Annotated in this window: 19 protein-coding genes; 14 read left to right on the forward strand and 5 right to left on the reverse strand. The window is 67.7% G+C overall.

Features of this window, described 5'->3' with window-relative positions; genetic code table 11:
* The first annotated feature begins 6 nt into the window (after positions 1–6).
* From ABH929_RS05125 to ABH929_RS05150, 6 genes are all read left to right on the forward strand, one after another.
* Positions 7–960 carry a hypothetical protein gene (locus tag ABH929_RS05125; protein WP_404560376.1) on the forward strand — a complete coding sequence of 318 codons (954 nt, stop codon included), beginning with the start codon at positions 7–9 and terminating at the stop codon, positions 958–960.
* Positions 957–2,432: a sugar transferase gene (locus ABH929_RS05130; protein ID WP_404560377.1), complete on the forward strand. Its 1,476-nt coding sequence runs from the start codon at positions 957–959 to the stop codon at positions 2,430–2,432. Before ABH929_RS05125 ends, ABH929_RS05130 begins: the two co-directional genes overlap by 4 nt.
* 290 nt (positions 2,433–2,722) lie before the next feature.
* Positions 2,723–3,658 carry a glycosyltransferase family 4 protein gene (locus ABH929_RS05135; RefSeq protein ID WP_404560378.1) on the forward strand — a complete coding sequence of 312 codons (936 nt, stop codon included), beginning with the start codon at positions 2,723–2,725 and terminating at the stop codon, positions 3,656–3,658.
* The gene (locus tag ABH929_RS05140) at positions 3,655–4,827 is read left to right on the forward strand and encodes a hypothetical protein (RefSeq protein WP_404560379.1); all 1,173 of its coding nucleotides are present in this window, start codon (positions 3,655–3,657) and stop codon (positions 4,825–4,827) included. The genes ABH929_RS05135 and ABH929_RS05140 overlap by 4 nt, the downstream gene beginning before the upstream one ends.
* Before the next feature lie 20 nt (positions 4,828–4,847).
* A complete protein-coding gene (locus tag ABH929_RS05145) occupies positions 4,848–6,062 on the forward strand; it encodes a hypothetical protein (protein WP_404560380.1) in 1,215 nt (404 codons plus the stop codon).
* Positions 6,063–6,293: 231 nt separating this feature from the next.
* On the forward strand, positions 6,294–6,626 hold the full coding sequence (locus ABH929_RS05150) for a DapH/DapD/GlmU-related protein (RefSeq protein ID WP_404560381.1): 333 nt from the start codon (positions 6,294–6,296) through the stop codon (positions 6,624–6,626).
* Between the two features lie 17 nt (positions 6,627–6,643).
* Here ABH929_RS05150 and ABH929_RS05155 read toward each other — a convergent pair whose 3' ends face one another.
* From ABH929_RS05155 to ABH929_RS05165, 3 genes are read right to left on the reverse strand one after another with little or no spacing between them, the layout of a single operon-like run.
* Entirely contained in the window at positions 6,644–7,969 is a 1,326-nt protein-coding gene (locus ABH929_RS05155; RefSeq protein ID WP_404560382.1) for a hypothetical protein, read from the reverse strand.
* Positions 7,966–10,215 carry a glycosyltransferase gene (locus ABH929_RS05160; protein WP_404560383.1) on the reverse strand — a complete coding sequence of 750 codons (2,250 nt, stop codon included), beginning with the start codon at positions 10,213–10,215 and terminating at the stop codon, positions 7,966–7,968. Before ABH929_RS05160 ends, ABH929_RS05155 begins: the two co-directional genes overlap by 4 nt.
* Entirely contained in the window at positions 10,212–10,802 is a 591-nt protein-coding gene (locus ABH929_RS05165; protein WP_404560384.1) for an acetyltransferase, read from the reverse strand. Before ABH929_RS05165 ends, ABH929_RS05160 begins: the two co-directional genes overlap by 4 nt.
* Positions 10,803–11,003: 201 nt before the next feature.
* Here ABH929_RS05165 and ABH929_RS05170 point away from each other — a divergent pair, with 201 nt between their 5' ends.
* The 5 genes from ABH929_RS05170 to ABH929_RS05190 all read left to right on the forward strand — a co-directional run bounded on the left by ABH929_RS05170 (position 11,004) and on the right by ABH929_RS05190 (position 16,810).
* The gene (locus tag ABH929_RS05170) at positions 11,004–12,281 is read left to right on the forward strand and encodes a glycosyltransferase family 4 protein (protein WP_404560385.1); all 1,278 of its coding nucleotides are present in this window, start codon (positions 11,004–11,006) and stop codon (positions 12,279–12,281) included.
* On the forward strand, positions 12,278–13,306 hold the full coding sequence (gmd, locus tag ABH929_RS05175; protein WP_404560386.1) for a GDP-mannose 4,6-dehydratase: 1,029 nt from the start codon (positions 12,278–12,280) through the stop codon (positions 13,304–13,306). The genes ABH929_RS05170 and gmd overlap by 4 nt, the downstream gene beginning before the upstream one ends.
* Positions 13,306–14,277: a GDP-L-fucose synthase family protein gene (locus ABH929_RS05180; RefSeq protein WP_404560387.1), complete on the forward strand. Its 972-nt coding sequence runs from the start codon at positions 13,306–13,308 to the stop codon at positions 14,275–14,277. The genes gmd and ABH929_RS05180 overlap by 1 nt, the downstream gene beginning before the upstream one ends.
* A 114-nt stretch (positions 14,278–14,391) precedes the next feature.
* Positions 14,392–16,143 (forward strand): DUF4012 domain-containing protein, encoded by a 1,752-nt coding sequence (locus tag ABH929_RS05185; protein ID WP_404560388.1) that lies wholly within the window; start codon positions 14,392–14,394, stop codon positions 16,141–16,143.
* 106 nt (positions 16,144–16,249) lie between these two features.
* Complete coding sequence (locus ABH929_RS05190; protein WP_123293616.1) at positions 16,250–16,810, forward strand: sortase; 561 nt, start codon at positions 16,250–16,252, stop codon at positions 16,808–16,810.
* An 82-nt stretch (positions 16,811–16,892) separates the two neighbouring features.
* Here ABH929_RS05190 and ABH929_RS05195 read toward each other — a convergent pair whose 3' ends face one another.
* On the reverse strand, positions 16,893–17,363 hold the full coding sequence (locus ABH929_RS05195) for a VanZ family protein (RefSeq protein ID WP_404560389.1): 471 nt from the start codon (positions 17,361–17,363) through the stop codon (positions 16,893–16,895).
* A 260-nt stretch (positions 17,364–17,623) separates the two neighbouring features.
* Between ABH929_RS05195 and ABH929_RS05200 the strand changes: the two genes are divergently transcribed.
* The 3 genes from ABH929_RS05200 to ABH929_RS05210 all read left to right on the forward strand — a co-directional run bounded on the left by ABH929_RS05200 (position 17,624) and on the right by ABH929_RS05210 (position 24,223).
* Positions 17,624–17,953 carry a hypothetical protein gene (locus ABH929_RS05200; protein WP_263055316.1) on the forward strand — a complete coding sequence of 110 codons (330 nt, stop codon included), beginning with the start codon at positions 17,624–17,626 and terminating at the stop codon, positions 17,951–17,953.
* Between the two features lie 119 nt (positions 17,954–18,072).
* On the forward strand, positions 18,073–18,402 hold the full coding sequence (locus ABH929_RS05205; protein WP_181437589.1) for a hypothetical protein: 330 nt from the start codon (positions 18,073–18,075) through the stop codon (positions 18,400–18,402).
* Positions 18,403–18,646: 244 nt separating this feature from the next.
* A complete protein-coding gene (locus ABH929_RS05210) occupies positions 18,647–24,223 on the forward strand; it encodes an Ig-like domain-containing protein (RefSeq protein ID WP_404560390.1) in 5,577 nt (1,858 codons plus the stop codon).
* A 124-nt stretch (positions 24,224–24,347) separates the two neighbouring features.
* Here the strand turns inward: ABH929_RS05210 and ABH929_RS05215 are convergent, their stop codons facing one another.
* A complete protein-coding gene (locus ABH929_RS05215; protein ID WP_205463897.1) occupies positions 24,348–25,814 on the reverse strand; it encodes an MFS transporter in 1,467 nt (488 codons plus the stop codon).
* Positions 25,815–25,820 lie beyond the last annotated feature (6 nt).

The raw sequence follows: 25,820 nt of genomic DNA on the forward strand, positions 1-25,820 counted from the left end.
CCGCACGTGAGCCCGCGCCGAGGGTCCCGCACCCTCGGCAGCGTCTTCTCGCGCCGCACGCTGGTCTGGGTCGCCGTCATCGTCGTCGTCCTGGTGGTCGTCGACGTGGTGCTCGTGGCCCTCGCGCTGGCGCGCACGGCGCCTTCGTCGAACGGGACTCCTGGTCCGGTACCGACCTTCTCCAGCTCTCCCCGGTCGCCGGGCACCGCGACGGCCGAGCCGTCCGGCACCGCCACGGCGGATCCCGCAGGGATGGTCGCGCCCGGCCGCCGTCTGCTGTCCGCAGTGGACGGTCAGGAGGCATGGCGCGCCTCCAGTGGGGTCTGTGACGGAACCGACGGGGTGCTGGAACACACCGTGGACGGCGGAACGACGTGGACTCCGGTCGGTCTCGGGGCCGGAGCAGGCGCCGTGCTGGCGCTCCGCGCCGGCACGGACAGCATCTCGATGGTCACCGGCACGGGCGACGGCTGCGAACCGACGGTCTGGACGTCCGTCGACGACGGGCGGTCGTGGAAGGACGGAGCCGCTGGCGCAGCCGGGGCCGGTGTCGGACCCGACGGGCTGATCCTGTCGATCGGAACCGTCGACTCCCCGTGTACCGACCCCATCGAGGCGTACGAGGGCGAGTTCACCACTGCCGTCGTCTGCGCCGACGAGGTGCAGTGGCGTTCAGGCGACGGCGAGTGGGTCGGTGTGCCGCTCGCGGGTGTCCGGTCCCTGGCGGACGACGGTGACTCGTACCTGGTCGCGACCGTCGACGAGGCCGCCTGCGCCGGCGTCGAGATCCGATCCTTGCCCGCCGTCGGGGTGACGACGGCGACCAAGTCGACGGTCGTCGGGTGTGCGGCGGAGGCTGACCCGGACGGGGCGCTCGCCGTCGCGCGGGCCGGCAACGCCGTGTGGCTCTGGTCCGGGGCCGATGCGCTGGTGTCGACGAACGACGGTGTCACGTGGTGAGCGGCGCGCAGGACACGTCTGCGTCGTCCCGCGCCGCGCAGTCGTCGAACGCCGACTGGAGCCGGGCCTACGGACGACGTGTGCTCTTCACCGACCTGCTCGTCCTGATCTGGGTGGTGTTCGGGGTGCAGATCGCCTGGCTTGGATTCGACTCGAACCTGGCGACGAACGCGAACGACCTCCGCCTCAACTACACGGGCATCTCGATCATCGTGATCCTGCTGTGGCTCGGTGCCCTGGCCGTGTTCGACACACGCGGTGCTCGAGTGCTCGGGGTCGGCAGCACTGAGTACCGGCTCGTGGCCGACTCGAGCGGTCGCGTTTTCGGGCTTCTGGCGATCGCTGCGTTCCTGTTCCACATCGAGCTCGCCCGCGGGTACGTCCTCATCGCGTTCCCCGTCGGAATCCTGTTCCTGCTGCTCTCGCGATGGATGTGGCGACAGTGGTTGGTCGCGCAACGTCGATCCGGGCGCTACTCCGCCAAGGTCCTGTTGGTTGGCTCCCCGGCGAGCGTGCAGCACATCGCCCAGGAGCTCGCTCGTACGCCCGAGGCCGGCTACCGAGTGCTGGGTGCCGCGGTGTCGGGCGGACAGGTCGGCACCCTTCCCGGTTCGGGCGTGCAGAGCTACGGCGGCTTCGACGACATCCTGACGGCGCTCGCGCAGAGCGGAGCCGACACCGTCGTCATCACGAGCGCCGACGACCTGCCCCCGGAACGCGTCCGCGAACTCAGCTGGTCCCTGGAACCCGGCAAGCAGCACCTCGTCGTCGCGCCGAGCCTGACTGACATCGGTGGCCCGCGCATCCACACGCGGCCGGTGCAGGGGCTGCCCCTGATCCACGTCGAGACGCCGACGTACGAGGGCAGGAAGCTCTATGCGAAGCGCGCATTCGACGTGGTCGCGGCGGGACTCCTCATCATCCTGCTCTCGCCGCTCTTCCTCGTCCTCACCCTGGCAGTGAAGCTCAGTTCCCCCGGACCCGCTCTGTTCCGCCAAGAGCGCGTGGGCCTGAAGGGTGCAGCGTTCCGGATGGTGAAGTTCCGTTCGATGGTGGTCGATGCGGAAGCCCGGCTCCAGGAACTCAGCGCGCTCGATCGAGCGCAGGGGAATCCGGTGTTGTTCAAAATGAAGGACGATCCGAGAGTGACGAAAGTCGGGTCGGTGATGCGGCGTTTCAGCCTTGATGAACTCCCGCAGCTCTTCAACGTCCTGTCCGGCGAGATGTCGCTCGTCGGACCGAGGCCGCCGTTGCAACGTGAAGTGAGTGGCTACGACGTCCGCGTCCATAGGCGGTTCCTCGTCAAGCCCGGCATCACTGGCCTGTGGCAGGTCAGCGGTCGTTCGGATCTGTCGTGGGACGACTCTGTGCGCCTGGATCTGTACTACGTCGAGAACTGGTCGATTACCGTCGACTTGGTGATCCTCTGGCGCACCATCCGTGCGGTCGTCCGGTCGGATGGTGCCTATTGACCTCCACACCCTTTGCCGGAGGTAGCCGGAAAGGCGCGGACGTGGTGATCGCTGCGCCGTACCCTGAGGGCGCAATCACCCGACTTGCGGAACACCTGGAGACACGAGGTGTTTCCCTCGCCGTCTACGAGCCTTCGCGCGCCTTCTCCGCAGCAGCGGCCGCCTTGGTGCCGGGTCGACTCCGAAAGCCGCTCCAGGAGCGGCTGCGGCTCGCCGGAGGGGCGCGGAGCACGAGGACTGGAGTCGCGCCGAGCCTCGAGGTCATTCGGCTGAGTGCTCGGCTCCCGGGCATGGACCGTGTCTTCCCGCGCCCAATGGACACAGTGAAGGCATCTTTCGACCGTGCAGTTGCCAAGCGGCTGAAACCGCCCGTTGGAACCCTCATCGGGATGCCTGGTGCGGCACTCGCGTCGTTCTCGGCCGCCCAGGACGCTCGAAAGGTCCTGCACGCGGTGGACGGGCATCCTGAGGCCTTGAACACGTTGCTCGGGGACGTGTACGGGCGCAGCGCCGATGCGGAACGAGTCCCAGAGCGTCAGGTTGCTCGGATCGGGGCGGAACTCGAGTTGGCCGATCTCGTCCTCACTCCGTCGCGGATCGCGGCCCGCCAGATGGTCGAGCGTGGCGTCGAACGCGAGTCGATCGTCACAGTCCCGTACGGGGTGGACACCTTGCGGTTCCGACCGGCGAAAGAGGTGCCACGTGGCGGATCCGTCAAGTTGGTCTACGTCGGGCAGATCAGTTATCGAAAGGGAATTCCCTTCCTGCTGGACGCGGCACGTGGGCAGTCTTTCGAAGTAGAGCTCATCGGACCCGTGGTTGCCCCCGAACTCCTTCGTGACCTGCCGGCGAACGTGCGGCACCGGGCAACCCTTCCGCACGGTGCACTGTCGGGTGTGCTCGCACGGAGCGACGCGCTGGTCCTGCCGAGCATCGAGGATTCGTACGGCTTGGTGGTACTCGAGGGGATCGCCGCTGGGCTGCCCATTGTCGTCACGGAGCAGGTCGGCGCGGCGGATCTCTTCGACGTCGGCGCGCCGGGCGAGGCTGTTCAAGCGGCGGATGCGATCGGCCTCCGCGCGGCACTGAACCGAGTGCGCCCGCTGTCGTGGGACGCGCGGAGGGCGAACGCGGCGAGCCTGCGGGCCTTGCAGACGTGGGATTCCTACGGCGACGCAGTCCTGCGGCTGCTCACCGACGGCACACCCAAGAATGAGGAACGTTGACCATGAGAGTGGTGTTGGGTTTCTCGGACAGCAGCAGGGGTGGCACATCCCGGAGCGCGTTGCTCTTCGCCGACCTCTGGCGAGCAGCGGGCGCAGAAGTCCTGGTTTACTCGCCCGACGAGCTTCATCCCGACCGTGCCGGGGCAGCGCGGCGGGCAGGCGTCGTCACGACACAGTCGCTCTCCGTGCTCCAGGAATTCGAGCCCCACCTCGTGCACCTCCACCACGCCGCTCCGAGTGCTGCGACCCTGGATTGGCTCCGCGCGGTCAACGCAAAGTTGCCAAAGGGGGTGGTGGTGCTCACCCACAACATCTTCGGACAGCCGCTGCCGGTCGATTTCGGCCGCAGGGTGGTCGTCGGTCTGCTCGGTGACTGGGTGGCAGCTCAATACCGACTCCAGTCAGGAGCAGACCCCGGTAACCTCCGGATCGTCCCCAATCCTCAAGACTTCAGCCGTTTCCGGCCTCCCTCCAGCGACGAGCGCAGGACAGCCCGTGAAGAACTGGGGCTGTTGCCGAGCGAGCGGGTGATCCTCCGTGTCGGATCGCCCAGCGAAGAGAAGTGGTCGCTCGCGGGTTACCGCAGGCTGTCGGAGACGACGGACGCCGGCGGTACGGCCCGGGTACGGCTGATCGGCGCTCCGACGAGTCATCAGGCCCTGGCGAACGAGCGGACCTTCGTCAGGCACGAGCCTGTCGACGACGATTCCCTGCTGCTCGAGTACTGGGCGGCGGATGTCTTTGCGCACTGGGCCGACCGAGGAGAGTCCTTTGGAAACGTCATCTTGGAGGCGATGGGTACTGGTCTCCCCGTGGCGTACCGTGCAGTTCGGACCCGTGACAACACGCCGTTCGAGTTCCGAGGCTTCCCCTCGTTCCACTACACGACGAGCACCAAATCGTGGTTGAAGGTGGTCGAGACGGTCCATGCGGGGGACCGATTCGCGCCGGATGGGCTCGCCCCGTTCGCAGCTCCCACGCTGGTTGCTCGACTCACCAGAATCGTGGGAAGCGGTCCCGCCGGCGCTGATGCCGTCTACCGGACTTGTCTGGCGGCGTTCGCGACGCCCTCGCCCATCGGCCGAACCAACCTGGCGCGGGTCGCCGTGCGGCACAACCCGATCGCGGCGATCGTGAAGCGCCTTCGACTCCAACGCTCGGGCCGTTGAGGAGAGTCGGTGTTCACTCTATGAAGTTCCTCGGTGCGGTCCTGCCCAGGGTGGCGGCTCAGGGTTTCCTTGCATTGAGCAGCTACTTGGTGTCCATCACCGCCGCCCACACGCTTGGAACGAAGGCGCTCGCGCTCTTCTTCGTGGGGTGGACGATCGAGTCGCTGTGGGTTGGGGCGATCCGCATGGTCGTCGTTCCTGCGTTGCTCTTGCACCGCACCGCTCCTTCGCTCACCGGCCTCATCGGGGTGGGGACGGCAGCAGGTACACCCCTGGTGGTCGCGGTGATAGCGGTGTCCGCTTCCGGCCTCTCGTGGCTCACCGCCTGTCTGCTCGCGGCCACCGTGTGGACTCTCGGAGCGTACGAGCTCGCGAGAAGCGTGTTCGCGCGATCGCGGAAGGAGCCCTACGCACTCCCGCTCGCAGACGGCGCCGTCTTCATCTTCGCGATGGTTGGAGTAGGCGTCGGCATCGCCGCGGCTGGCCCGAGTCTGAATGCGACGCTCGTCAGCATTTCCCTTGCGTCGGTCCTCGTCACTGCGGCGATCGGGATCTTCCTTCGTCGATCGAGCGGCTTGGACGAGAGGTTCGAGCCCGCCCTGGCGTGGCTTCGGCAGACCTGGCAGCTGATCAGGCTCGGGATGCTCGAGTGGGTGGTCTTCTTCGTTACGAGCATGGCCGGGGTCGCGCTGCTCGGGATCATCGGAGGAGCTGATGTTCTTGCAGGTGTGCGCCTCGCTGAGACACTTGTTGCTCCGATCGGGCTGGTCAGCAGCGCTCTGCCGTTCCTCAGCGCGGCAGCCCTTCGTGGTCAGCCGCCGGGAGCAGTTCGTTGGCCGAAGATCCTTCGGAACTCGCTGCTCCTGCTCGAAGCGGGTGCACTCGTGTACCTCATCGGCTTGCAAGTCGCCCCCGAGCCGGTGCTCGCACTACTCGTCGGTGAGCACGTCGAGATCGCCCGCCAGGCTTCGCTCGGACTGGCGGTAGGCGTGCTTGCGAGCTTGTTCGCTTCCGTTGCAACCCTCGTCATGAAGCATCGACATGAGGTTCGCGTGCTCAGTCGACTGCGCCTTGTCGAATTGGTCGTGAGCCTGCCCCTTGTCGCGGCCGGGGCCGCGTCCGGAACAGCCGCAGGAGCGGGCCTAGGTTTGTCTTCGTCCCAGGCCCTGCCCGCCGCGGTGCAGGCCATCTTCCACCTGCGAAGACTCCGAAGGAGGACGCATGATGCCAGCTGACGATGGATGGCCGAGAGCGGGCCATCGACTCCGTTCCTCGCACAAACAGCTACGGTGAACCTCCTGGATGTGAAGGCAAGAGTGCTGCGGCGCGTCAACATTGCCCTTCGAAACAGCGTCAGATCCTCCTGGGTGAGCCCGTGGCTCCGACTCCGAGTGCTCCGCAGAAGCGGTATCGTCGCAGGCCGATCGCTCATTCGAGACGGAATCCGGGTTCTCGGATCGGGCCTGGTGATCGGCGACGATGTCTTCATCAACGCCGATTGCTTCATCGAGGCGGAAGCGGCGGTCACTATCGAGGACGGGGTCAGCATCGGGATGGCGGTTCAGCTGCTCACGGTGAGCCACGTCGTGGGACCGAGCGAGAAGCGTGCGGGAGACAATGTCTTCGCGCCGATCTTCATAGGCCGGGGGAGCTGGATCGGCGCACGTGTGACGATCCTGCCAGGAGTGCATGTCGGAGCTGGCGCGATCGTTGGCGCAGGCGCGATGGTTACTGCGGACGTTCCCGCGAACGTCGTTGTGGCAGGGGTTCCCGCCCGAGTCATCCGGCATCTGGAATAGACGACCGGTGACCAGCCTCAGTTGAGAGATCGCGGCGTTCGTCGTACTCCGCCGTGCCGAGACCGTTCAGAGTTCGGCAACCGGAAGAATCGCGCGATCTTGAAGAAAGCGAGCGCGAGGATCGGACCGAACATCACGAAGCTGATGACCCGACCGGCCGAACGACTCGGGTACTGAATCGACAGGAAGCCGGCAGCGACGGTAACCGTCAAGACGAGTAGGACCCCGACATCCAGGTTTCGTCGTTGCAATAGCGCAGCACCAAGTCCCGCGGAAGCGGTGACCAGAGCGAAGACGGCCGCAAGACCGACCGGTCCGAACGCGCCGAAGACCTCGCCGATGAAGCCGAGCGGCACCCAGAAGTAGGGCCAGAGTCGTTCGTGACTGAACGCATCGATGTTCAGCAGACTCGACGGCAGCGGGTTGACATTGGCGATCAGCACCCAACTCGGCGGCGCGTTCAGCGCCGACTGCTCTGTGAGTGGGAACGCCGATGACACGGACGAGACGAACCACTTCAACGGCATGACCCACGACTCGAGTACGAACGGCGCGGGGACAGCCGCGTTCCGGAAGAGGGAACCGATCCGGAGGAGTCCGTGGGGGCTCCCGCGCGCGATCAGCGTGACTGCGAATGTGGCGAGGTTGACGTACGCGAGGACGGCAACGCCGACCAGCGAGAACGACACACGGGCAAGCGTCGGACGCAGCGCGAGGCGAATGCCGACAACGAGCAGTGCCGCCAATGTGAACCCCACTGCGAGTCGGGTCCCCACCGACACCGTGAGCGCCCACCATGCGATCGCCAGGACGAGCCCCGCGAGCCGGGTCGGTCGAGACTTCCCGAAAGCGGAGATCACGAAGGCAGCGATCCCGATCAATGGACCGAGGAGGCTGGCAGCGGTCAGGACGACCGCGGACCCATCGGTTTGAAGGTAGACATCTCGCCGCAGGAAACTCGGGCCTTGCCCGGCCATCCAGAGCATCAACGAGGTGCCGGACACAACTTGTGCCAGGGCTGCGATCGAGCCACCGGCCAAACTGTCGCGAAGCCGGGTGAACGATACGCGTTCACGGAGCCCAGCCACGACGAACGACCCGATTGCTGCTCCGAGTGCTGCAGTGGCGAAGATGTTCGCGCCGGCCGAGCTGATCCCTTCGCCTGCGACGATCTCCGCCGGGAGCCCGGCGCCGTTCACGTCCCGTGACCAGTTCCACATCGAGGCGCCAGTGAGCCCGAACACGAGGAAGAACGTGGCGAGGATCAGGCCCGGAAGAGCGGCGGTGTGACGCCTGAGCAGGACGAAACCCGCTAGCAGTGCGGCAGCGCTCGCGATGATCACGCTCGGTCCTCCTTCCCCGAGGCTTCTTCGGCCGGAAGAAGCGCGCGTTGGAACGTCCATGAGAAGGCGGTGGGAGTGTGTTCCAGGATCGGGGGGCTCGGCTCGTGATCGAACGGGAGCATCGTGACCAGGGTCGCGCTGATCTCGGCACTGGTCGTACCAGTCAGGTGGACTCCACGCATCCCCGCGACGGATTGCGCGACTCCGGCGTTCCGGGAGACCGCCACGCCGAGCCCTGCTGCCAATGCTTCGTTCACCACGAGTCCCCACACCTCTTCAGCGGCGGCGTGCACGAGGACGTCGTGGACGGCGAAGACCTCCGGAAGTTGAGACGCCGCAACGTACCCCCCGAACGTCACTCGATCATCGACTCCGCGGGCTACCGCTCGGGCACGCAGGCTCGCTTCGTCATCGCCGACTCCGATGATGGTGATCGTCGCCCGCTCAAGACCCGGAAGCGCGATCGCATCGATGGTCGCCGAAACGTTCTTCCGGGGGATCAGCTGACCGACGGCGAGGAGGCGGTAGCCGGCGTTCGAGCTGGGTGCGTTGATTCTCTGTCGTGCGAGAACTGTCGCATCATTGATTCCCTGGACGTCGACTGCGTTGAAGCCCACTTCGATCTTTGCGGCGTCGATGCCTTCCCCGACGAGTGCATCTCGCGCAGCCACTCCAGGCACGACCACCCCGTCGAGTGAGCGGAAGAAAGTCCGCCGGGCTGCGGCGATGGCACCGCCGGTGTGTTGCTGGGAGAGCCGGTGCGACTCGTAGAAACCGACCCTACGTACTCCTGCGAGCCTGGCGGCGAGCGATGCTGACCAGTAAGCGGGCGAGTCCCAACCACCGATCAGGATCGCGTCTTTTCCACGCAGAGCGCGAACCGGCAGCGAAGGCGTTGTGTAGTGGCGCGCTTCCCCGCGTCGGAGCACAACGCTCTTCAAGAAACGGACGCGGTAGGAACTCGTGGATCCGCCGACGAGCCAGTCGTCGCCTCGATTGTTGTCATCGCGCTGGAGCCTGCGGTCGCTCTCGAGGAGCCACACTTCGAGATCGATGCGTTCCGCGAGCGCATCCCAGACGGGCAGACGATACGGAGGAGCGGCATTGGTCAACCAGACCACGGACGGACGACGCCCGGCTCGTCGGTCTCGCGTGTAGTGCTGGAGCAGCTCGCGCACGACATTCGCGATCGAGTAACGGTCCTGCAGTGCCAGACCCATGGCATCGGTCAAGCGGTCGCGAAGACCCTGAGAGGTGAGGACCGATTCGAGCTGATCGCGAAGGGACGTCGGCGATCCGTCACTCACCAGGGCAGCGCCGCGCAGGCGAAGGTCTGCTGAAATGCCGCAGTCTTGGGTGAGTACGACCGGCGTTCCGACTGACATCGCTTCGAGCACGGTCATCGGGAAGACCTCGCCTCGGCTCGGGAGGACGAACGCTGCCGCGCCGACAAGACGCTGTGCCGCGCGTCCTGGGGGAAGGGAGCCTTCGTACGTGAGGCGCGTTTCGGGGTGGCTTCGGATGAACTCGCTGAGTCGGCCGAGGTCGCCTTCGTCCGGTCCGATGACGACGAAGGACAATTCGGGATGATCGACACTGACAAGTGATGCCATCTCTGCGAACGCCATCACGCGCTTTCGGGGATGCAACCTCGCGATGAACAACACCTCGTTCTCACGGAACTCGCCGACGTCGAGAGTGTCCAATGACGCGGGAGCTACTCCATTGCGAACCGGGGTCAATTCCGCGCCCGGGAACAATGCTGCCAGCTCGGACTCTTCAGCGTCGGTCAGGGTGAAGACGCTGCGGGCGCCGCGGATTGCAGGAGAAGTGACCAGCTTGTCGAGGACACGTACCGCCGATCGCCGGCGCGACGAGATCATGCCGTGCGTTTGCAAGAAGTACGGCACGCCGAGTCTGCGGGCTGCGCGCGCCAGTTCGAGGTCGACGAGGTGGCGTCCGGCATGGATGTGCATGACGTCGATCTGCCGAGCATTCGTTCGGATCCAGGAGCGCACGCGTCGAGACCGCAACCCCGAGAAGCCTGCACCCGGGATGCGCTGAACCGGCGCGAGGACGACCTTGACTCCTGGGATACTGATACTGGCTTTCCCGTCCCAGCCCGCCAACAGCGTCACTTCGTGACCCTGTCGGGCCAGCTCTTCCGCCTGGGTGGCGGCCACAGCCACCGGGCCGCCGAACGCGCCATCGACGGAGACGTAGCTGACGAACTGCACGATTTTCATTCCGGACAGCTCGCGTCCTGGGATTCGAAACGGTGCCCGATCGCAACGGCCGGAGCTCCCTGGACAACGGTGTTCGGTGGGACGAATGAGTTGACGACTGACATCGGTGTGGCCAAGGACGACGTCCCCATACGAGCACCACCGAGGACCATGCATCGCGACGTGATCCAGACGCCGTCTTCGATGTGGATTGGCCGAGTGAGCAGCGCCATGTCCTTGCGGTGCGCGTGGCTGCCGGTCGTGAGGAACGTCTCTTGCGAGATGACGACGTCGTGCCCGACGTAGATGTGGTCCTGGTTGTGGAACCAGACACCCTCGCCGATCCAGCTGTCGTTGCCGATGTGGAGCTTCCAGGGGAACCTGACGCGGGTCCGCGGACGGAAGACGACGCCTGCTCCGATCTCAGCACCGAACGCGCGGAGTGCTCGAACACGAAGGCCGGAAGAGATCTGCCACGGATTCGTCACGAGGAGGAGCTCGACGGCGCCCCAGAGGTAAACGGTGAGGCGTGATCGGTCCCAGGACTGTCGTTCACCGGGTGCAGCGGCGAGCGAGATCACGCGTGGCGGCTCGTCATGGGCCTGCATGCGTTCGCGCTCCTGTCCCCGTGGAAGCCCGATACCCCTCGAGCCGCTCGGCGCAATTGTATGCAGCGGCACAGTCGTCGCCGAGCGATCGTCGGCGGGTCTCGGCAGCTACTGCCTCCGCCTGGACTCGGACGCCGCCAGTTGTGGGGCCAAGTGGACACGAGCCTTCGTGCGTAACTGAGCGACTGTTATGGTCGGCGAGTGCAGCAGGGGTCCCTCGTCTTCGTCGGGTTGAACTATCCGCCGGAGCCGACCGGTATCGCGCCCTACACGGGCGGTCTGGCGGCGCGCGTCGCTGGGGAGGGCATCGACGCTTCGGTCGTGACGGCGTTCCCGCACTACCCCGCATGGACGTTCGGTACGAAAACACCACCGCGGACATCGACCGAGGTGTTGAACGGCGTGCGCGTGACCAGGCTTCGGCACGTGCTTCCGAAGAAGCCAGTCGGCCTCCTGCGGCTTCTGTCAGAGCTGTCGTTCGGTGTCCGCGCTGTTCTTGCGCCGTGGCGAGGGCCGGACGTCGTCGTCTTGGTCTCGCCGGCCCTCTTCTCGTCGGCAGTCGCCATGCTGCGCGTCCGACTTGCACGCCGACGCGTCTCGTCGGTGACGTGGGTCCAAGATCTGTACTCGCTCGGCCTCGAAGAAACCGGCCAGGGTGGCGGACTCGCCAGCAAGGTCGTCCGCCGTGTCGAGAAGTGGTTGCTCCGCCGATCAGACGCCGTCGTCGTCATCCACGACAGGTTCAAGCAGCACGTCGTGCGTGAACTCGGCGTGCCCGAAGACAGGGTCGCCGTCATCCGGAACTGGTCACACGTCCGTGCACCGGACAGGATCGACCGACGTGCGGTCCGCGACGGTCTCGGCTGGAAGCGCGACGAGGTCGTGGTGCTGCACGCCGGGAACATGGGCGTGAAACAAGGCCTGGAGAACGTCGTCCGAGCGGCACAACTCGCAGATGAACAGGGAGCGCCGATCCGTTTCGTGCTGCTCGGCGGCGGGAATCAGCAAGCTCGGCTCCAGAGCATCGGCGCCGGGGTCGACCGTCTCGACTTCCTCGATTCACTTCCGGACGATGAGTTCAACGCGGCTATGAACAGCGCAGATGTCCTGCTCGTCAACGAAGCGCCCGGCATCTCCGGAATGGCCGTACCGAGCAAACTCACTTCGTACTTCAGCACGGGTCTCCCCGTGCTGGCGTCGACAGAACCGGGAAGCGTCACCGAGTTCGAGGTGCTCTCCGCGGGCGCTGGGGCGTCGGTCAGGGCAGGGGATCCGCAGGCGCTTCTCGAAGCCGCTCTCGACATGGGGGCAGATCGAACGGCGGCTGAGGAGTTCGGGCGATCAGCGCGGACGTTCCTCCGGGAACACCTGACCGCGGACGCGGCGTTCGACAAGTTCAGCGCTCTGCTCCAGTCTCTCCGCCCTGGACGGTTCGAGACGCTCAGCTCAGCAGCACACCATCAGACGAGGATCGATTGACGAAACGCGCTTTCATCACCGGCATCACCGGTCAGGACGGTTCGTACCTGGCCGAGCTGTTGCTGCGCAAGGGCTACGAGGTACACGGGCTCATCCGCCGTGCGTCGACGTTCAACACTGCGCGGATCGACCACCTGTACCAGGATCCGCACGAGCCGAAAGCGAAATTGTTCCTCCACTACGGTGACCTCGGGGACGGCGCGAGACTCGTCAGTCTCCTCGGCGAGCTGAAGCCCGACGAGGTCTACAACCTCGCCGCTCAGTCGCACGTCCGTGTCTCGTTCGACGAACCCGAGCACACCGGCGACGTCACCGGCATCGGCTCGATGCGAATGCTCGAAGCCGTTCGCATGTCGGGTATCCACACGCGCTTCTACCAAGCGTCGTCATCGGAGATGTTCGGGGCGACCCCGCCGCCCCAGAACGAGGAGACGCCGTTCTGGCCCCGTTCGCCGTACGGAGCCGCCAAGGTCTACAGCTACTGGGTCACCCGCAACTACCGCGAGGCGTACGGCATGTACGCCGTCAACGGGATCCTCTTCAACCACGAATCGCCTCGCCGCGGTGAGACCTTCGTCACCCGGAAGATCACTCGCGCTGTCGCAAGGATCAAGGCGGGACGTGAGCACTTCGTGTACTTGGGCAACCTCGACTCCGTCCGGGACTGGGGATACGCGGCTGAGTACGTGGAGGGCATGTGGCGAATGCTCCAGGCGGACGAGCCCGAGGACTTCGTCCTCGCGACCGGTGGGAACTTCACCGTCAAGGACTTCCTGGAGACCGCCTTCGACCATGCCGGGCTGAACTGGGAAGACCACGTCAAGTTCGACGAGCGGTACCTGCGCCCTGCTGAAGTCGACGCCCTCGTGGGTGACGCGTCCAAGGCCAAGGAGAAGCTCGGCTGGGAGGCGACCGTCGACACGGCTGAACTCGCACGGATTATGGTCGATGCCGACATTGAGGCCCTCGAGTGCGAAGGTCGTCCCTGGATCGACAACGTCCGTCTCGCGTGCTGGGAGTCCTGATGTCACACACCGAATTCGTGGTCGGTCCACTCGAACGGTCCGCACGCGTGTACGTAGCTGGTCATCGCGGGCTCGTGGGCTCGGCCGTCTGGCGGAAGCTCGAGAGCGAAGGCTTCACCGATCTCGTCGGGCGGACCTCGGCGGAGCTCGACCTGAAGGATCGTGACGCGGTCTTCGAGTTCTTCGCCGAGCAGCAGCCGAAGTACGTGGTGCTCGCCGCCGCGAAGGTCGGCGGGATCATGGCGAACAACACGTTCCCGCACGACTTCCTGAGCGAGAACCTGCAGATCCAGGTCAACGTCATGGACGCCGCGGTGGTCCACGGTACCGAGCGCCTCGTCTTCTTGGGATCATCGTGCATTTACCCGAAGTTCGCGGAGCAGCCGATCCGCGAGGACTCGCTGCTGACGGGGCATCTCGAACCGACGAACGATGCGTACGCCGTCGCGAAGATCGCTGGAATCATGCAAGTACAGGCCGTTCGCCGTCAGCACGGTCTGCCGTGGATCTCGGCGATGCCGACCAACCTGTACGGGCCGGGGGACAACTTCTCGCCGACCGGCTCCCACGTCCTGCCCGCGCTGATACGCCGTTACGACCAGGCCGTCCGGGACGGCGCCGATCGCGTCGAGAACTGGGGGACCGGTTCGCCTCGCCGCGAGTTCCTCCACGTCGATGACATGGCAGGGGCCGTCCTCCACCTCATGGAGCACTACGACGGTCCGGAACAGGTCAACGTCGGCACCGGCTCGGACGTCACGATCAAGGAGATCGCTGCGACGATCGCCAAGATCGTCGGTTTCGATGGCGAAACCGTGTGGGACAGCTCCAAGCCGGATGGCACGCCGCAGAAGCTCCTCGACGTTTCGAAGCTCGCTGAGGCCGGGTGGCGTGCAGGGATCGGACTCGAGGACGGTCTCCGCAGCACCATCAACTGGTACCACGAGAACTCCGCACACATTCGCGAGTGAGACGGCTCCGCCTGACCATCGACGACTGAACTCTAGGATGAAGCAATGGCGGACCTTCCCGAGTCCGAATCCGCGGCCTCAGCTCGGCTTCGGCCTCCGCGACGCCGATGGATCTTGTGGAGCGTCCTCTTCATCGTCCTGCTCGTGATCGCCGCGGTCGCCTGGGTGACGATCCGCGGGGTTCTCGCGAAGCAGGACCTCGAGTCGTCCGTCGCGCACGTCGACACCTTGCGGTCGCAGTTGGCGAAGGGCGACACCGCAGCGGCGCAGCGAACGGCGGCGAAGCTCCAGGCGAGTGCCGCCGATGCTCGGGCGAAGACGACCGACCCGGTGTGGGCCGTCTTCGAGCACACGCCGTTCATCGGCGGCAACCTCCGCGCCGTCCGCCAAGTGTCCGCGATCGTGGACGACGTGGCGAGTGACGCCGTCCGTCCGGTCGCCGGGGTCCTGGGCGACGTGGACGTCGACGCGTTCAAACCCCAGGACGGCAAGATCGACCTGCAGCCGCTGGTGGCGGCGCAGCCGGCGGTCGCGAAGGCGACCACCGCGCTCAGCAAGGCGAACCGAGCGGCCGACCGGATCGACACCGGTGACACCGTGTCGGCGGTGACGGACGCGGTGAACCAGCTCCGGGCCTCCTTGGCGTCTGTCTCGGAGCAGGCGGCCGTCGCGGACAAGGTGATGCAGCTGGCGCCGGCGATGCTCGGCGACGGTGGCGCGAAGCAGTACCTCGTGCTCTTCCAGAACAACGCGGAGCTGCGTGCCGGCGGGGGGATTCCCGGAGCCGTGGCGCTGTTGGACGTCGAGGACGGCGCGATCCATCTCGCGAGCCAGGCCTCGGGCGCTTCGTTCGGGCCGTACGACGAGCCGGTGCTGCCGCTCGACACCGACACGCAAGGCCTTTACGGGGCTATCACTGGCGAGTACATGCAGGACGTGACTCTCACGCCACGGTTCGACACCTCAGCGAAGCTCGCGCGCGAGATGTGGAAGCAGCAGTTCGGGCAGCGGGTCGACGGCGTGCTGTCGATCGACCCCGTGACGCTCGGCTACATCCTGAAGGCGACCGGACCCGTGAAGCTCGCCACCGGTGACGAGCTGACGTCGGACAACGCGGTGCAGCTGCTGCTCAGCGACGCGTACGCGAAGTACCCGGACCCGACCGTGCAGGACGCCTTCTTCGCGTCGGCAGCCAGCGCGGTGTTCACGAAGGTCTCCGAGGGCGGCTTCGACCCGAAGGAGTTCATCGCGGCGCTGACGACCGGTGTCGACGAGGGACGGGTCAAGCTCTGGAGCGCCGACAAGGGCGAGCAGTCCGAGCTCACCGGGACCGCCATCGCGGGTGGTCTGCCGACGAGCGACTCGAGCTCGCAGCAGTTCGGCGTCTACCTGAACGACGCCACGGGCGCCAAGATGGACTACTACCTCGAGAAGACGGTCTCGGTCGGCAGCGAGGTGTGCCGGAAGGACGGCCGACCGACGTGGACGCTCGAGGTCTCGCTGAAGAGCACTGCCCCGGCGGACGCGGCGACAAGTCTGCCGGAGTACGTCACCGGAGCCGGAGCGTTCGGCGTGGCGCCCGGCGTAGTTCGGACAAACGTTGCCGTCTACGCCCCCTCTTCAGGGGTGTACGTCACATCCACTCAGGATGGCAAGACAGCGTCCCCGCAGACGGCGACGGACGGCGACCATCCCGTCGCGCAGTTCCAGACCACCCTCTCACCAGGGAAAAGCACGACGATCCGGGTGCAGTACCTCGGCGGTCCCGACCAAGGGCGCACGCCGGTCGACGCGGTGTCGACCCCCGGAGTTCACCAGTCGGTTACACAACCCCTGGTCACGAGCTGTGAATCCCCGGTAGATTGAGCGAACTTCGCCATCGCGCCTGCAAGTACGGGGGCTGATCGCACTTCCATCCGCCGGAGACATCAGGGTCCTCGTGCGGAGACATCAGGGTCTAGGGGACACATCCATGAAGAAGATCATCGCTGCGGTCGTCCTGGCCGCTGCTGCGTTCGTCGCCGTTCCGTCCGCTGCCAACGCCGCCGGCTACGTGCCCGCGTCGAACGTCAGTGTCTCGGGTTCGGCCGTTTCCGGTGGCACCGCGACCGTCGGCTTCGCCGCCGGTTCGTTCGTCGCCAACGAGACGGTCTCCGTCTCCGTGACCGGTGCTGGCGCCGTCACGCTGGGCGCGCTGCCCATCACCACCGTCTCCAAGACCTACACGGCGTCGTCGACCGGTGCCGCTGCGGTCTCCGTCACGCTGCCGCAGGGCGCGTCGGGCACCTACTCGCTCACCGCGACCGGCGCCACCTCGGGCAACGTGGCCACCTCGGCCCTGACGGTCGTCCCGGCCGACGGCACAGCCGTCGTCCCGGCTGCGGCTGCCGGCACCAACGGCAACGGCGAGCTCGCCTTCACCGGTTCCACGATCTCGATGCTCGCGATCTGGGTCGCCGGCGGCGCCGTCGTCCTCGGTGGTGGCCTGCTGCTGGTCCGCACCTCGGTCCGTCGCCAGCGCGAGTCCGTCTGAGCCAGTCCGCACTGAACGAAGCCCCCGGAGCGCAACGCTCCGGGGGCTTCGTCGTGTGCGGGCCGGAGGAGCGGCTGGCCGCTCAGCGACGCCGACGGTGTGCTGCCCACGCGAGCGCCAGGACGCCCACGACGGCTCCGAGGACCGCTCCCAGCCCGTTCGCCAGGACATCGTCGATCGACGCAGTGCGTGCGGGCAGGAAGAGCGCCTGCACGGTCTCGACGCCGACGCTGACGACCACACCTGCAGCCGCACCGGCCCACCACCACCGAGCGCCCGCGAGCAGGACCACGAGCAGGCCCAACGGGACGAAGAAGACCACGTTCGACAGCGACTCGATCGTGCCGTAGCCGAACCAGTCGGGTGCGCCGTGCCGATGGGCGGTCGCGATCACCCGCTCGAGCCACGGACCGGCCGCCGCGTCGACTGGTGAACCCCAGAACCCGACGAGCGCCACCGCGACGCCGTAGGCGGCGGCGAGCCACGTCGCGACCCGACGGCTGCGGCCGGTGGCCGGGGCGCGCCCTGGAACGCGGGGACTGTCGGAGGTCACCCGACCGACGGTAGTGAGTCGGGCCTCCCGGATGGGCGTCTCCGTCATTCCGTGACACATCTCGGAGGTCCGGAAAACGAGTACCCCGATCTGAAGCCTGTACCCCGGAAAGACGTCACACCGCCCCGGAAACCCGGGGGACGCCGATGGGCCGCATTGACAGAACCCGTGAATCAACGGGCATCGCTGGCGGTTCGGGTCGTGGTTCTCGTAGCGTTCTGGTGTCAGCAGATGTACCCCGGATCGTGAAGGAGAGCGACATGAGCATCACCGTCAGCAACGCGACGCAGGCCGAGGTCACCCTCGACACCGACACGGTCGACACCATCGCGATCCTCGAAGCCGACGCGGCGACCTCGACCCGTCCGACCCGCGCGAAGGTCACCTGGGTGCAGGAAGACCAGGGCGAGTGGATCGCCGGCTACGGCGGGTACTTCGGCGGCAGCGTCGACAAGCGCGACGGCCGTTTCGTCGCCTCGGACACCTTCGGCCTCGTCGTCGGCGAGTTCGCATCGCTCGAAGAAGCGCAGACCAAGCTCGAAGACCAGCTCCACGTCATGCTCCCGTCGGTCATCCGACCGGTCGAGTAGGCGCCACCGCGCCACCGCACCACGGGCACTGTCGCTGCCCGTCCCACCACGCACCATCGGCGTCCGCGACGCCCGCAGCACCAGCACCAGCACGCAGCACAGCCCGAAGGAGCACCACCATGAGCATGACCGCCGATCACCACCAGCAGACCGAAGTGACGCTGGACACCCGGACGATCGAGGTCATCGCCGAGATCGAGGCGCAGGTCGTCGCCGACACCGCGCCGGCTCGCGTCCGCATCAGCTGGGCGCAGCCCGACACGGGGCTCTGGGTCGCCAACTACGGCGGGTACTACGGCGGCACTGTCGACCGGCAGGGCACGCACTTCTTCGTCGCCGACACGTTCGGCGAGTACGTGGGGGACTTCCGCTCCCTCGACGAGGCGAAGGGGCGGCTGGCCGAGCGGCTGCACGTGCTGCTGCCCGACGTGATCCGCGCGACCGCCTGATCCGGACCGCGCTCGAACCCCCGAAACCCCGCCGGATCCCGGTGGGGTTTCGTTGTGCCCCGAGCGGGTGACGCAGGCCCGCAGCGCGCCTGCCCCCACAACGAGTGGTCCCCCCTATTGGGGACCCGTCCCGTCCCCATTTCGGTATCGAGACCTGCCAGTATCGACCCGGCGCCACCGCCCGTCCTCCCTGAACCGACGGCCGTGGATCAGGCGCCCGCATCGTCTCGACCCGAAAGTGATCATGCTGCCTGCTTCCCAGGGCACCGCTGTGCCTCGACGCCGCTTCGGCGTCCGAACCGTCGCCGTGTTCGGCGCCGCGCTGCTCGTCGGCGCCGGTCTCTCGACGACCACGGCGGTCATCGCCGCCGAGCCCGCCTCGGCCGTCACCGCGATCTCGAACGGTGCACTGGTGTGCGACCAGAACACGCTCTACGCCATCGACGGCACGGGCAAGGTCGTCGCGGTGGACATCACCACGGGTGACTCCAAGGGCACGACGGCCGACGTCACCAACCTCGGCACCGGGGCCAACAACGGCCTGGGCATCTCGCGTGAGGGCCTGTCGATGTTCGCCGCGTCGAACAACGTCAGCGCCACGCTGCGGCAGTACGACCCGAAGACCAACGTCGCGTCGGATCCGATCGCCACGGACAAGACACGGACCGTGATCCGCGGTGCGGTCAACCCGAAGAACGGCATCTACTACTACGGCGACAACACCGGGTGGCTCGGCGCCTACGACCCGGCGACCAAGACGTACCTCGGTCAGGTCGGACAGATCAACGGTCTGAAGTCCGGCAACGGTGACTTCGCGTTCAGCTCGCGCGGCCTGTTCTTCGTCGTGGCGGCCGACACGGTCTACCGCGTCAACACCGACGAGGTCCCGAGCACCTCGGGCAGCACGGTCATGACCACGTCCGCGATCGCGACCCTGCCGGCGGGCACCAGCAGCCCGGGCATCGCGTTCTCGTCCGACGGCTACCTGTACGTGTCGAACACCGTGACGGCGAACAACGTCTCCACGACCACGATCTACCAGCTCGACCCCACCTCGGGTGCGCAGGTCCGCAGCTTCCCGATCGTCGGCAACTACGCCGCCAGCGACCTGGCCAGCTGCAACTACGCCGACACCGTCACCGGTGAGTCGAGCGTCGACAAGCGCTGGAACACAGGCGACCAGTTCGGCCTCGCCATCACCGGCGGCGGCATCGACCCCACGAAGCCCGGCACCTCGGCGACGACGACCGGCAAGGACACCGGCACCCAGTCGCAGCGCGCCGGCGCGGTCCTGAGCACGCCGAACAAGGACTACACGGTCACGCAGACCGCCTCGGGCACCACCGACCTGGCGAACTACAGCACGTCGTGGGTGGCACGGAACCAGACGACCGGCGCGCTGGTCGCCGAGGGTACCGGGAACACCGGCACCTTCACGTTCCCCGCAGCCACGACCGCCGACGGCACCGACGTCATGGTGACCTTCACCAACACGCTCAAGGCCGTCCACGTCACCACGACCTCGGACACCGGCAACACGCCGAACGGTACCACGCTGACCGTGCCGGCGAAGGGCGTCCTGGCGAACGACAGCGGCACCGGCCTGTCCGTCGTGTCGAACACCACGCCCGCCCACGGCACCGCGACCGTGAACCCCGACGGCTCGTACACGTACACCCCGGCCGACGGCTTCTCGGGCACGGACACCTTCCAGTACACGGCGAAGGACTCGTCCGGCCAGACGTCGACCAGCACCGTGACGATCACCGTCGCCCCGGCGGGCACCGACGACGCGTTCAGCGTGCACGCCGGCCAGACCGCCACCGCGGACGCGAAGACGGGTCTGCTCGCGAACGACCACGGCACCGGCCTGACGGTCACGGGCAACACGAAGCCCGCCCACGGTGCCCTAACCGTCGGCAAGGACGGTTCGTACTCGTACACCCCGACCGCCGGGTACTCCGGTCCGGACTCGTTCACCTACACGGCGAAGGACGGCGACGGCGCGGAGATCTCCGGCACCGTCACCATCACGGTGCTGCCGACCGCGGTCGCGGACACCGTCACCGCGACGGCAGGCTCGCCGATCAGCGGAAGCGGAAGCGGAACCGGAACCGGCACCGGCACCGGCAACCCCGGCACTGCCCCCGGCCTGCTCGCCAACGACCTCGGCTCGGACCTGACGGTGACGGGCAGCACCAAGCCGTCGCACGGTGACGTCGTCGTCGCGAAGGACGGCAGCTACACCTACACCCCGGCCACCGGGTACTCCGGCGCCGACTCCTTCACGTACACCGTCACCGACGGCAACGGGAAGAGCGACACCGTCACCGTGACCGTGAACGTCGCCCCGCTGGCGAAGGACGACACCGTCCGCGTCGCCGCCGGCAACACCTACACCGCCGACACCCGCGCCACCGGCGTCCTGGGCAACGACCTCGGCACCGGCCTGACCGTCTCGTCGAACACGAAGCCCGCGCACGGCGAGCTCACCCTCGACAAGGCGACCGGTGCGATCACCTACAGGCCGGCCGACGGGTTCTCGGGCACGGACTCGTTCCGGTACACCGCGACGGACACCGCCGGTGCGCCGACGACCGCCACGGTGACCATCACGGTCAACCCGACCATCGCGAACGACTCCACGACGACGAGCGCCGGCACCCCGGTGAACGTCGACGTGCAGCACAACGACCGCGGCTCGGACCTGGTCACCACGATCGTCACCGGTCCGGCGAACGGCACCGCCGTGGTGGCCGAGGACGGCACCGTCGACTACACGCCGACGGGTGACTTCTCCGGCACCGACTCGTTCACCTACACCGTGACCGACGGCGACAAGGTCACCACCAGCCCGGCGACGGTCACCGTCACCGTCAAGCCGGTCGCGAACGGCGACACCGTGTCGACGAAGTCCGGCGAGACGCTGACCATCGCGCCGACGACGCTCACCGGCAACGACAAGGGAACGAAGCTGACCGTCACCGACGCGGCCGCCGGGCCGGACGCCGACGGCACGACGCACGGTGACGTCGCGATCGACCCGGCCACCGGCGTCATCACCTACACGCCGAAGCCCGGATTCTCGGGCACCGACACCGTCACCTACACGGTGCGGGACGACTCCGGCCAGACCACGACCGGCACGATCACCGTCGTCGTCGGCCCGATGGCCACCCCGGACACCGCGACCGCCACCGCCGGCACCACGCTGACCGTGGGCGGGGACGGCGACGACCGCACGGGCGTCCTCGCGAACGACGAGGGCACGAAGCTCACCGCCACGGTCGACCTCGAACCGGCGAACGGCGACCTCGAGCTGGCGGAGGACGGGTCGTACACGTACACCCCGAAGGACGGCTTCTCGGGTACGGACACCTTCACCTACACGGCGAAGGACCCCTCCGGCGGGACGGCCACGGGTGTGGTGACCATCACGGTCGAGCCCGGCACCGAGCCGGACGAGATCACGGTCACGGCAGGCGGCAGCAAGACGGTCACCTCCGCCGACCTGACCGGCAACGACCACGGCACCGGCCTGTCGGTGCTCGACATCCCCGTCGGCAAGAGCGGCACGAACGGCACCGCGGTCCGGAACGACGACGGCACGGTCACCTACACGCCGAAGCCCGGCTTCTCGGGCACCGACGAGTTCACGTACACGGTCACCGACCGCAACGGCCTCACGAACACCGGCACCGTCTCCGTCCGGGTCACCCCCGTCACGGCGGGTGGCTCCACGACCACCGACGCCGACGGTTCCATCACCGTGCCGGCCGACAAGGGCGTGCTCGACGGCGCCACCGGCACCGACCTGCACGTCACGGACAACACCGACCCGTCGCACGGTGACGTCGTCGTCGAGAAGGACGGCGGCTACACCTACACGCCGAAGCCCGGCTACTCCGGCCCGGACTCGTTCGACTACACCGTCACCGACGGCGCCGGCGGCACCACGACCGGCACCGTGACGATCGTCGTCGCACCGAAGGCCGTCGCCGACACCGCGACCACCTCCGCCTCGACCCCGGTCGACGTCGTGGTCACGGGCAACGACTCCGGCACGAAGCTCACCGTCACCGCGGTCACCAAGCCCGGTCACGGCGAGGCCGCGATCACCGGACGCGGCACCGGCACCGGCACCGGCACCGGCACCACCGTCACGTACACGCCGGCCGACGGCTTCTCCGGCACGGACACGTTCGCCTACACGGTGACCGACCCGACCGGCGGCACCGCAACGGCGACCGTCACGGTGACGGTCGAGCCCGTCGCCGTCGCGGACGCCGTGCACACCACCGCGGGCACCGCGCTGGCCATCGCCGGCACGACGCTGACCGCCAACGACCACGGCACGACGCTCACGGTCACCGGCCACGGCGACGCCGCGCACGGCACCGTGACCAAGGGGACCGAGCCCGGCTCGCTCGTCTACCTGCCGAAGAAGGGCTTCTCCGGCACGGACACGTTCACGTACACCGTCACGGACGGCTCCGGCCAGACCACCACGGCGACCGTCACCGTCCTGGTCGGCACCATGGCGACGCCCGACACCGGCCGCACCGCCACCAACGGCACCGTGACCGCGACCGTCGGCACGGGCGTCCTGTCCGACGACGAGGGCACCGACCTGTGGGCGAAGACCGACCGCAAGCCGGCACACGGCACCGTGGTGCTGGCGAAGGACGGCTCGTACGTCTACACGCCGGAGCACGACTGGTCGGGCATCGACACCTTCACCTACACGGCGGTCGACCGCGACGGCAACACCGCGACCGGCCTCGTGACGATCACCGTCACCCCGACGGCGACGAACGACAAGGCGGCCACGAAGGCCGGCAAGCCGGTCACCGTCGCAGGCCCCGGCGTCCTCGGCAACGACCACGGCAGCGACCTGAGGGTCGTGACCTCCGGTACGGCGGAGCACGGCACGGTCTCGATCGCCGCGGACGGCACGTTCGTCTACACCCCGGCGAAGGGCTTCTCCGGCACCGACACCGTGACCTACCGGGCGCAGGATGCCTCGGGTCAGCAGGTCGACGCCACCGTCACCGTCACCGTCGGCATCGACGCGACGAAGGACGCCGGCCGCACCGTCGCCGGCACCCCGATCGCCCGTGACACCGCCCACGGTCTGCTCGCCAACGACCAGGGCACCCGCCTCACCGCAGCCCTGGACCGGCGGCCGGCCCACGGCACGGTGACGGTCCAGCCCACCGGTGCGTACGTCTACACCGCGGCCGCCGGCTTCACCGGCACGGACACCTTCACCTACACGGTGACCGACGCCTCGGGGCAGACCACCACCGCCACCGCCACGATGACGGTCGTCGCCGCCGCGGTCGCGAAGGACGACTCCGCCACCGGGACCGTCGGGCACCAGGTCACGATCGACCCGCTCGACAACGACTCCGCCTCGGGCGGTGCCACCTTCGAGGCGGGCACCCTGCACCTGATCGACCCGGAGACGGGCGAGCAGTCCGACCGCGTCGTCGTCAGCCACGAGGGCACCTGGACCGTCCGCGACGGCAAGGTCGTGTTCACCCCGGCGGAGGGCCACACCGGCACCACCTTCATCGGGTACACGGTGACGGACAGCAACGGTCAGACGGTGACGGCGACCATCACGGTCACCTACCCGACCGGCATCGCGGCAGCGGTCCACACCGCGGAGCTCGCCTTCACCGGCGCGACCGGCCTGGTCGGCCTCGGCCTCGCGGCGATCGCCCTGCTCCTGGCCGGCGTGCTGCTCGTGACACGTCGCCGCATCGCGGCGGGCATCGCAGCCACCCCGGGGATCCGACGCAGCGCGCGTTCGTGACCACTGCGGTCGACCGGGAGGCCCGGATCACGTCAGCCGACAGGCGCACGTGATCCGGGCCTCCCGTCGTCGTGCCGTGGTCGCGTCCGACGCACGCCGCCAGCGGGCGGGTGGGGAGCCGGAGTCAGTGCACCGGCACCGCTGCCTCCGTGCCGGACCCCTGGGGCAGCAAGTCGGACTTCGAGCCGCGGATGAACACGGCGGCGATGACCGACGCGAGCACCATGCCGATGGCCGCTGCGAGGAACGCCACGGAGTACCCGTCCGCGAACGCGTCCAGCTCCGAGCCGCCTCCGTCGTAGCGAGCGACTGCAGCGGCGTAGAGCGCGGTGAACACGGACAAACCGATCGACCCGCCGATCTGCAGCGCGGAGTTCAACGTGGCCGAGGCCGCACCGGCGTCGTGCGGCGCGACGCCCGTGAGTGCGAGGTTCTGCAGTGGCACGAAGACGAACGCGAGGCCGAGACCCAACACGATCAGCGCCGGCAGCACCTGGACCACGTAGGAACCGTCCGCCGTGAGGCGGCTGAGGTACCCGAGCCCGACGGCGGCGATCAACGGTCCGCCGATCATCATCGGCCGCGGGCCGACGGAGGACAGCAGCTTCGTGGCGATCGGAGCCACGACCATGATGGTGAGCGTCATCGGCAGCGTGGCCAGGCCGGCGGGCAACGGGTCCATCCCGAGCACGATCTGCAGGTGGAACGCCACGTAGAGCATGGCTCCGATCAGGACGCTGCCGACGATCATCTGGACGAGGAAGGCTCCGCCCCGGACCGCGTCGGTGACGACGCGCAACGGCAGCAGAGGCTGGGCGACACGGCTCTCGACGAACACGAACAGCACGAGCAGTCCCGCGCCCAGGGCGAGGAAGCCGATCGTCCGGATCTCGCCCCAGCCCTGCTCGGCGAGGCTGAACCCGTACACCAGCGATCCGAGGCCGAGCGTGACGGTGGCGGCACCGAGCAGGTCGTAGCGGTTGTCGCCCTCGGCCTTGGACTCCTGCACCAGCAGCATGCCGCCGATGAGTCCCACGACCACGAAGAAGACGTTCACGAGCAGGCACCACCGCCAGTCCGCGAACTCGGTCAGGACACCGCCGAGCACGAGGCCCACGGCTGCGCCCGCGCCCGCGACCGTCCCGAAGACGGCGAACGCAGTGTTCCGCTCACGGCCGCTCGGGAAGGTCACGGTCAGCAGCGCGAGCGCGGCCGGCGCCAGCAGCGCAGCGAACACGCCTTGGAGACCACGAGCGATGATCAGCTCGGTGCCGTTCTGGGCGATGCCGCCGATGACGGAGGCGACGCCGAACCCGAGCATGCCGACGAGGAACGTGCGCTTCCGCCCCCAGTAGTCAGCGACTCGACCACCGAGCAGCAGGAGGGCACCGAACGCGAGGGCGTAGGCGGTCACGACCCACTGGCGTTCACCGTCGCTGAGGCCGAGCTCCTGTTGCGCCTGTGGCAGGGCGATGTTGACGATGGTGCCGTCGAGCACCACGACGAGTTGGGTCAGCGCGAGGACGACGAGCGCCCACCAGCGCCTGGACGGGGCGGTCGTGTCGGATGCGGTCCGCGAGGGCATGGTCATGGAAAT

Source organism: Curtobacterium sp. AB7 (assembly GCF_044909335.1).
Classification (GTDB): domain Bacteria; phylum Actinomycetota; class Actinomycetes; order Actinomycetales; family Microbacteriaceae; genus Curtobacterium.

Coding starts and splice junctions, on each gene's coding strand:
- ABH929_RS05205 (WP_181437589.1), top strand. CDS start 18,073: ATGAGCATGACCGCCGATCACCACCAGCAGACCGAAGTGACGCTGGAC.
- ABH929_RS05200 (WP_263055316.1), top strand. CDS start 17,624: ATGAGCATCACCGTCAGCAACGCGACGCAGGCCGAGGTCACCCTCGAC.
- ABH929_RS05145 (WP_404560380.1), top strand. CDS start 4,848: ATGAAGTTCCTCGGTGCGGTCCTGCCCAGGGTGGCGGCTCAGGGTTTC.
- ABH929_RS05215 (WP_205463897.1), bottom strand. CDS start 25,814: ATGACCATGCCCTCGCGGACCGCATCCGACACGACCGCCCCGTCCAGG.
- ABH929_RS05210 (WP_404560390.1), top strand. CDS start 18,647: ATGCTGCCTGCTTCCCAGGGCACCGCTGTGCCTCGACGCCGCTTCGGC.
- ABH929_RS05180 (WP_404560387.1), top strand. CDS start 13,306: ATGTCACACACCGAATTCGTGGTCGGTCCACTCGAACGGTCCGCACGC.
- ABH929_RS05190 (WP_123293616.1), top strand. CDS start 16,250: ATGAAGAAGATCATCGCTGCGGTCGTCCTGGCCGCTGCTGCGTTCGTC.
- ABH929_RS05135 (WP_404560378.1), top strand. CDS start 2,723: ATGGACCGTGTCTTCCCGCGCCCAATGGACACAGTGAAGGCATCTTTC.
- ABH929_RS05165 (WP_404560384.1), bottom strand. CDS start 10,802: ATGCAGGCCCATGACGAGCCGCCACGCGTGATCTCGCTCGCCGCTGCA.
- ABH929_RS05160 (WP_404560383.1), bottom strand. CDS start 10,215: ATGAAAATCGTGCAGTTCGTCAGCTACGTCTCCGTCGATGGCGCGTTC.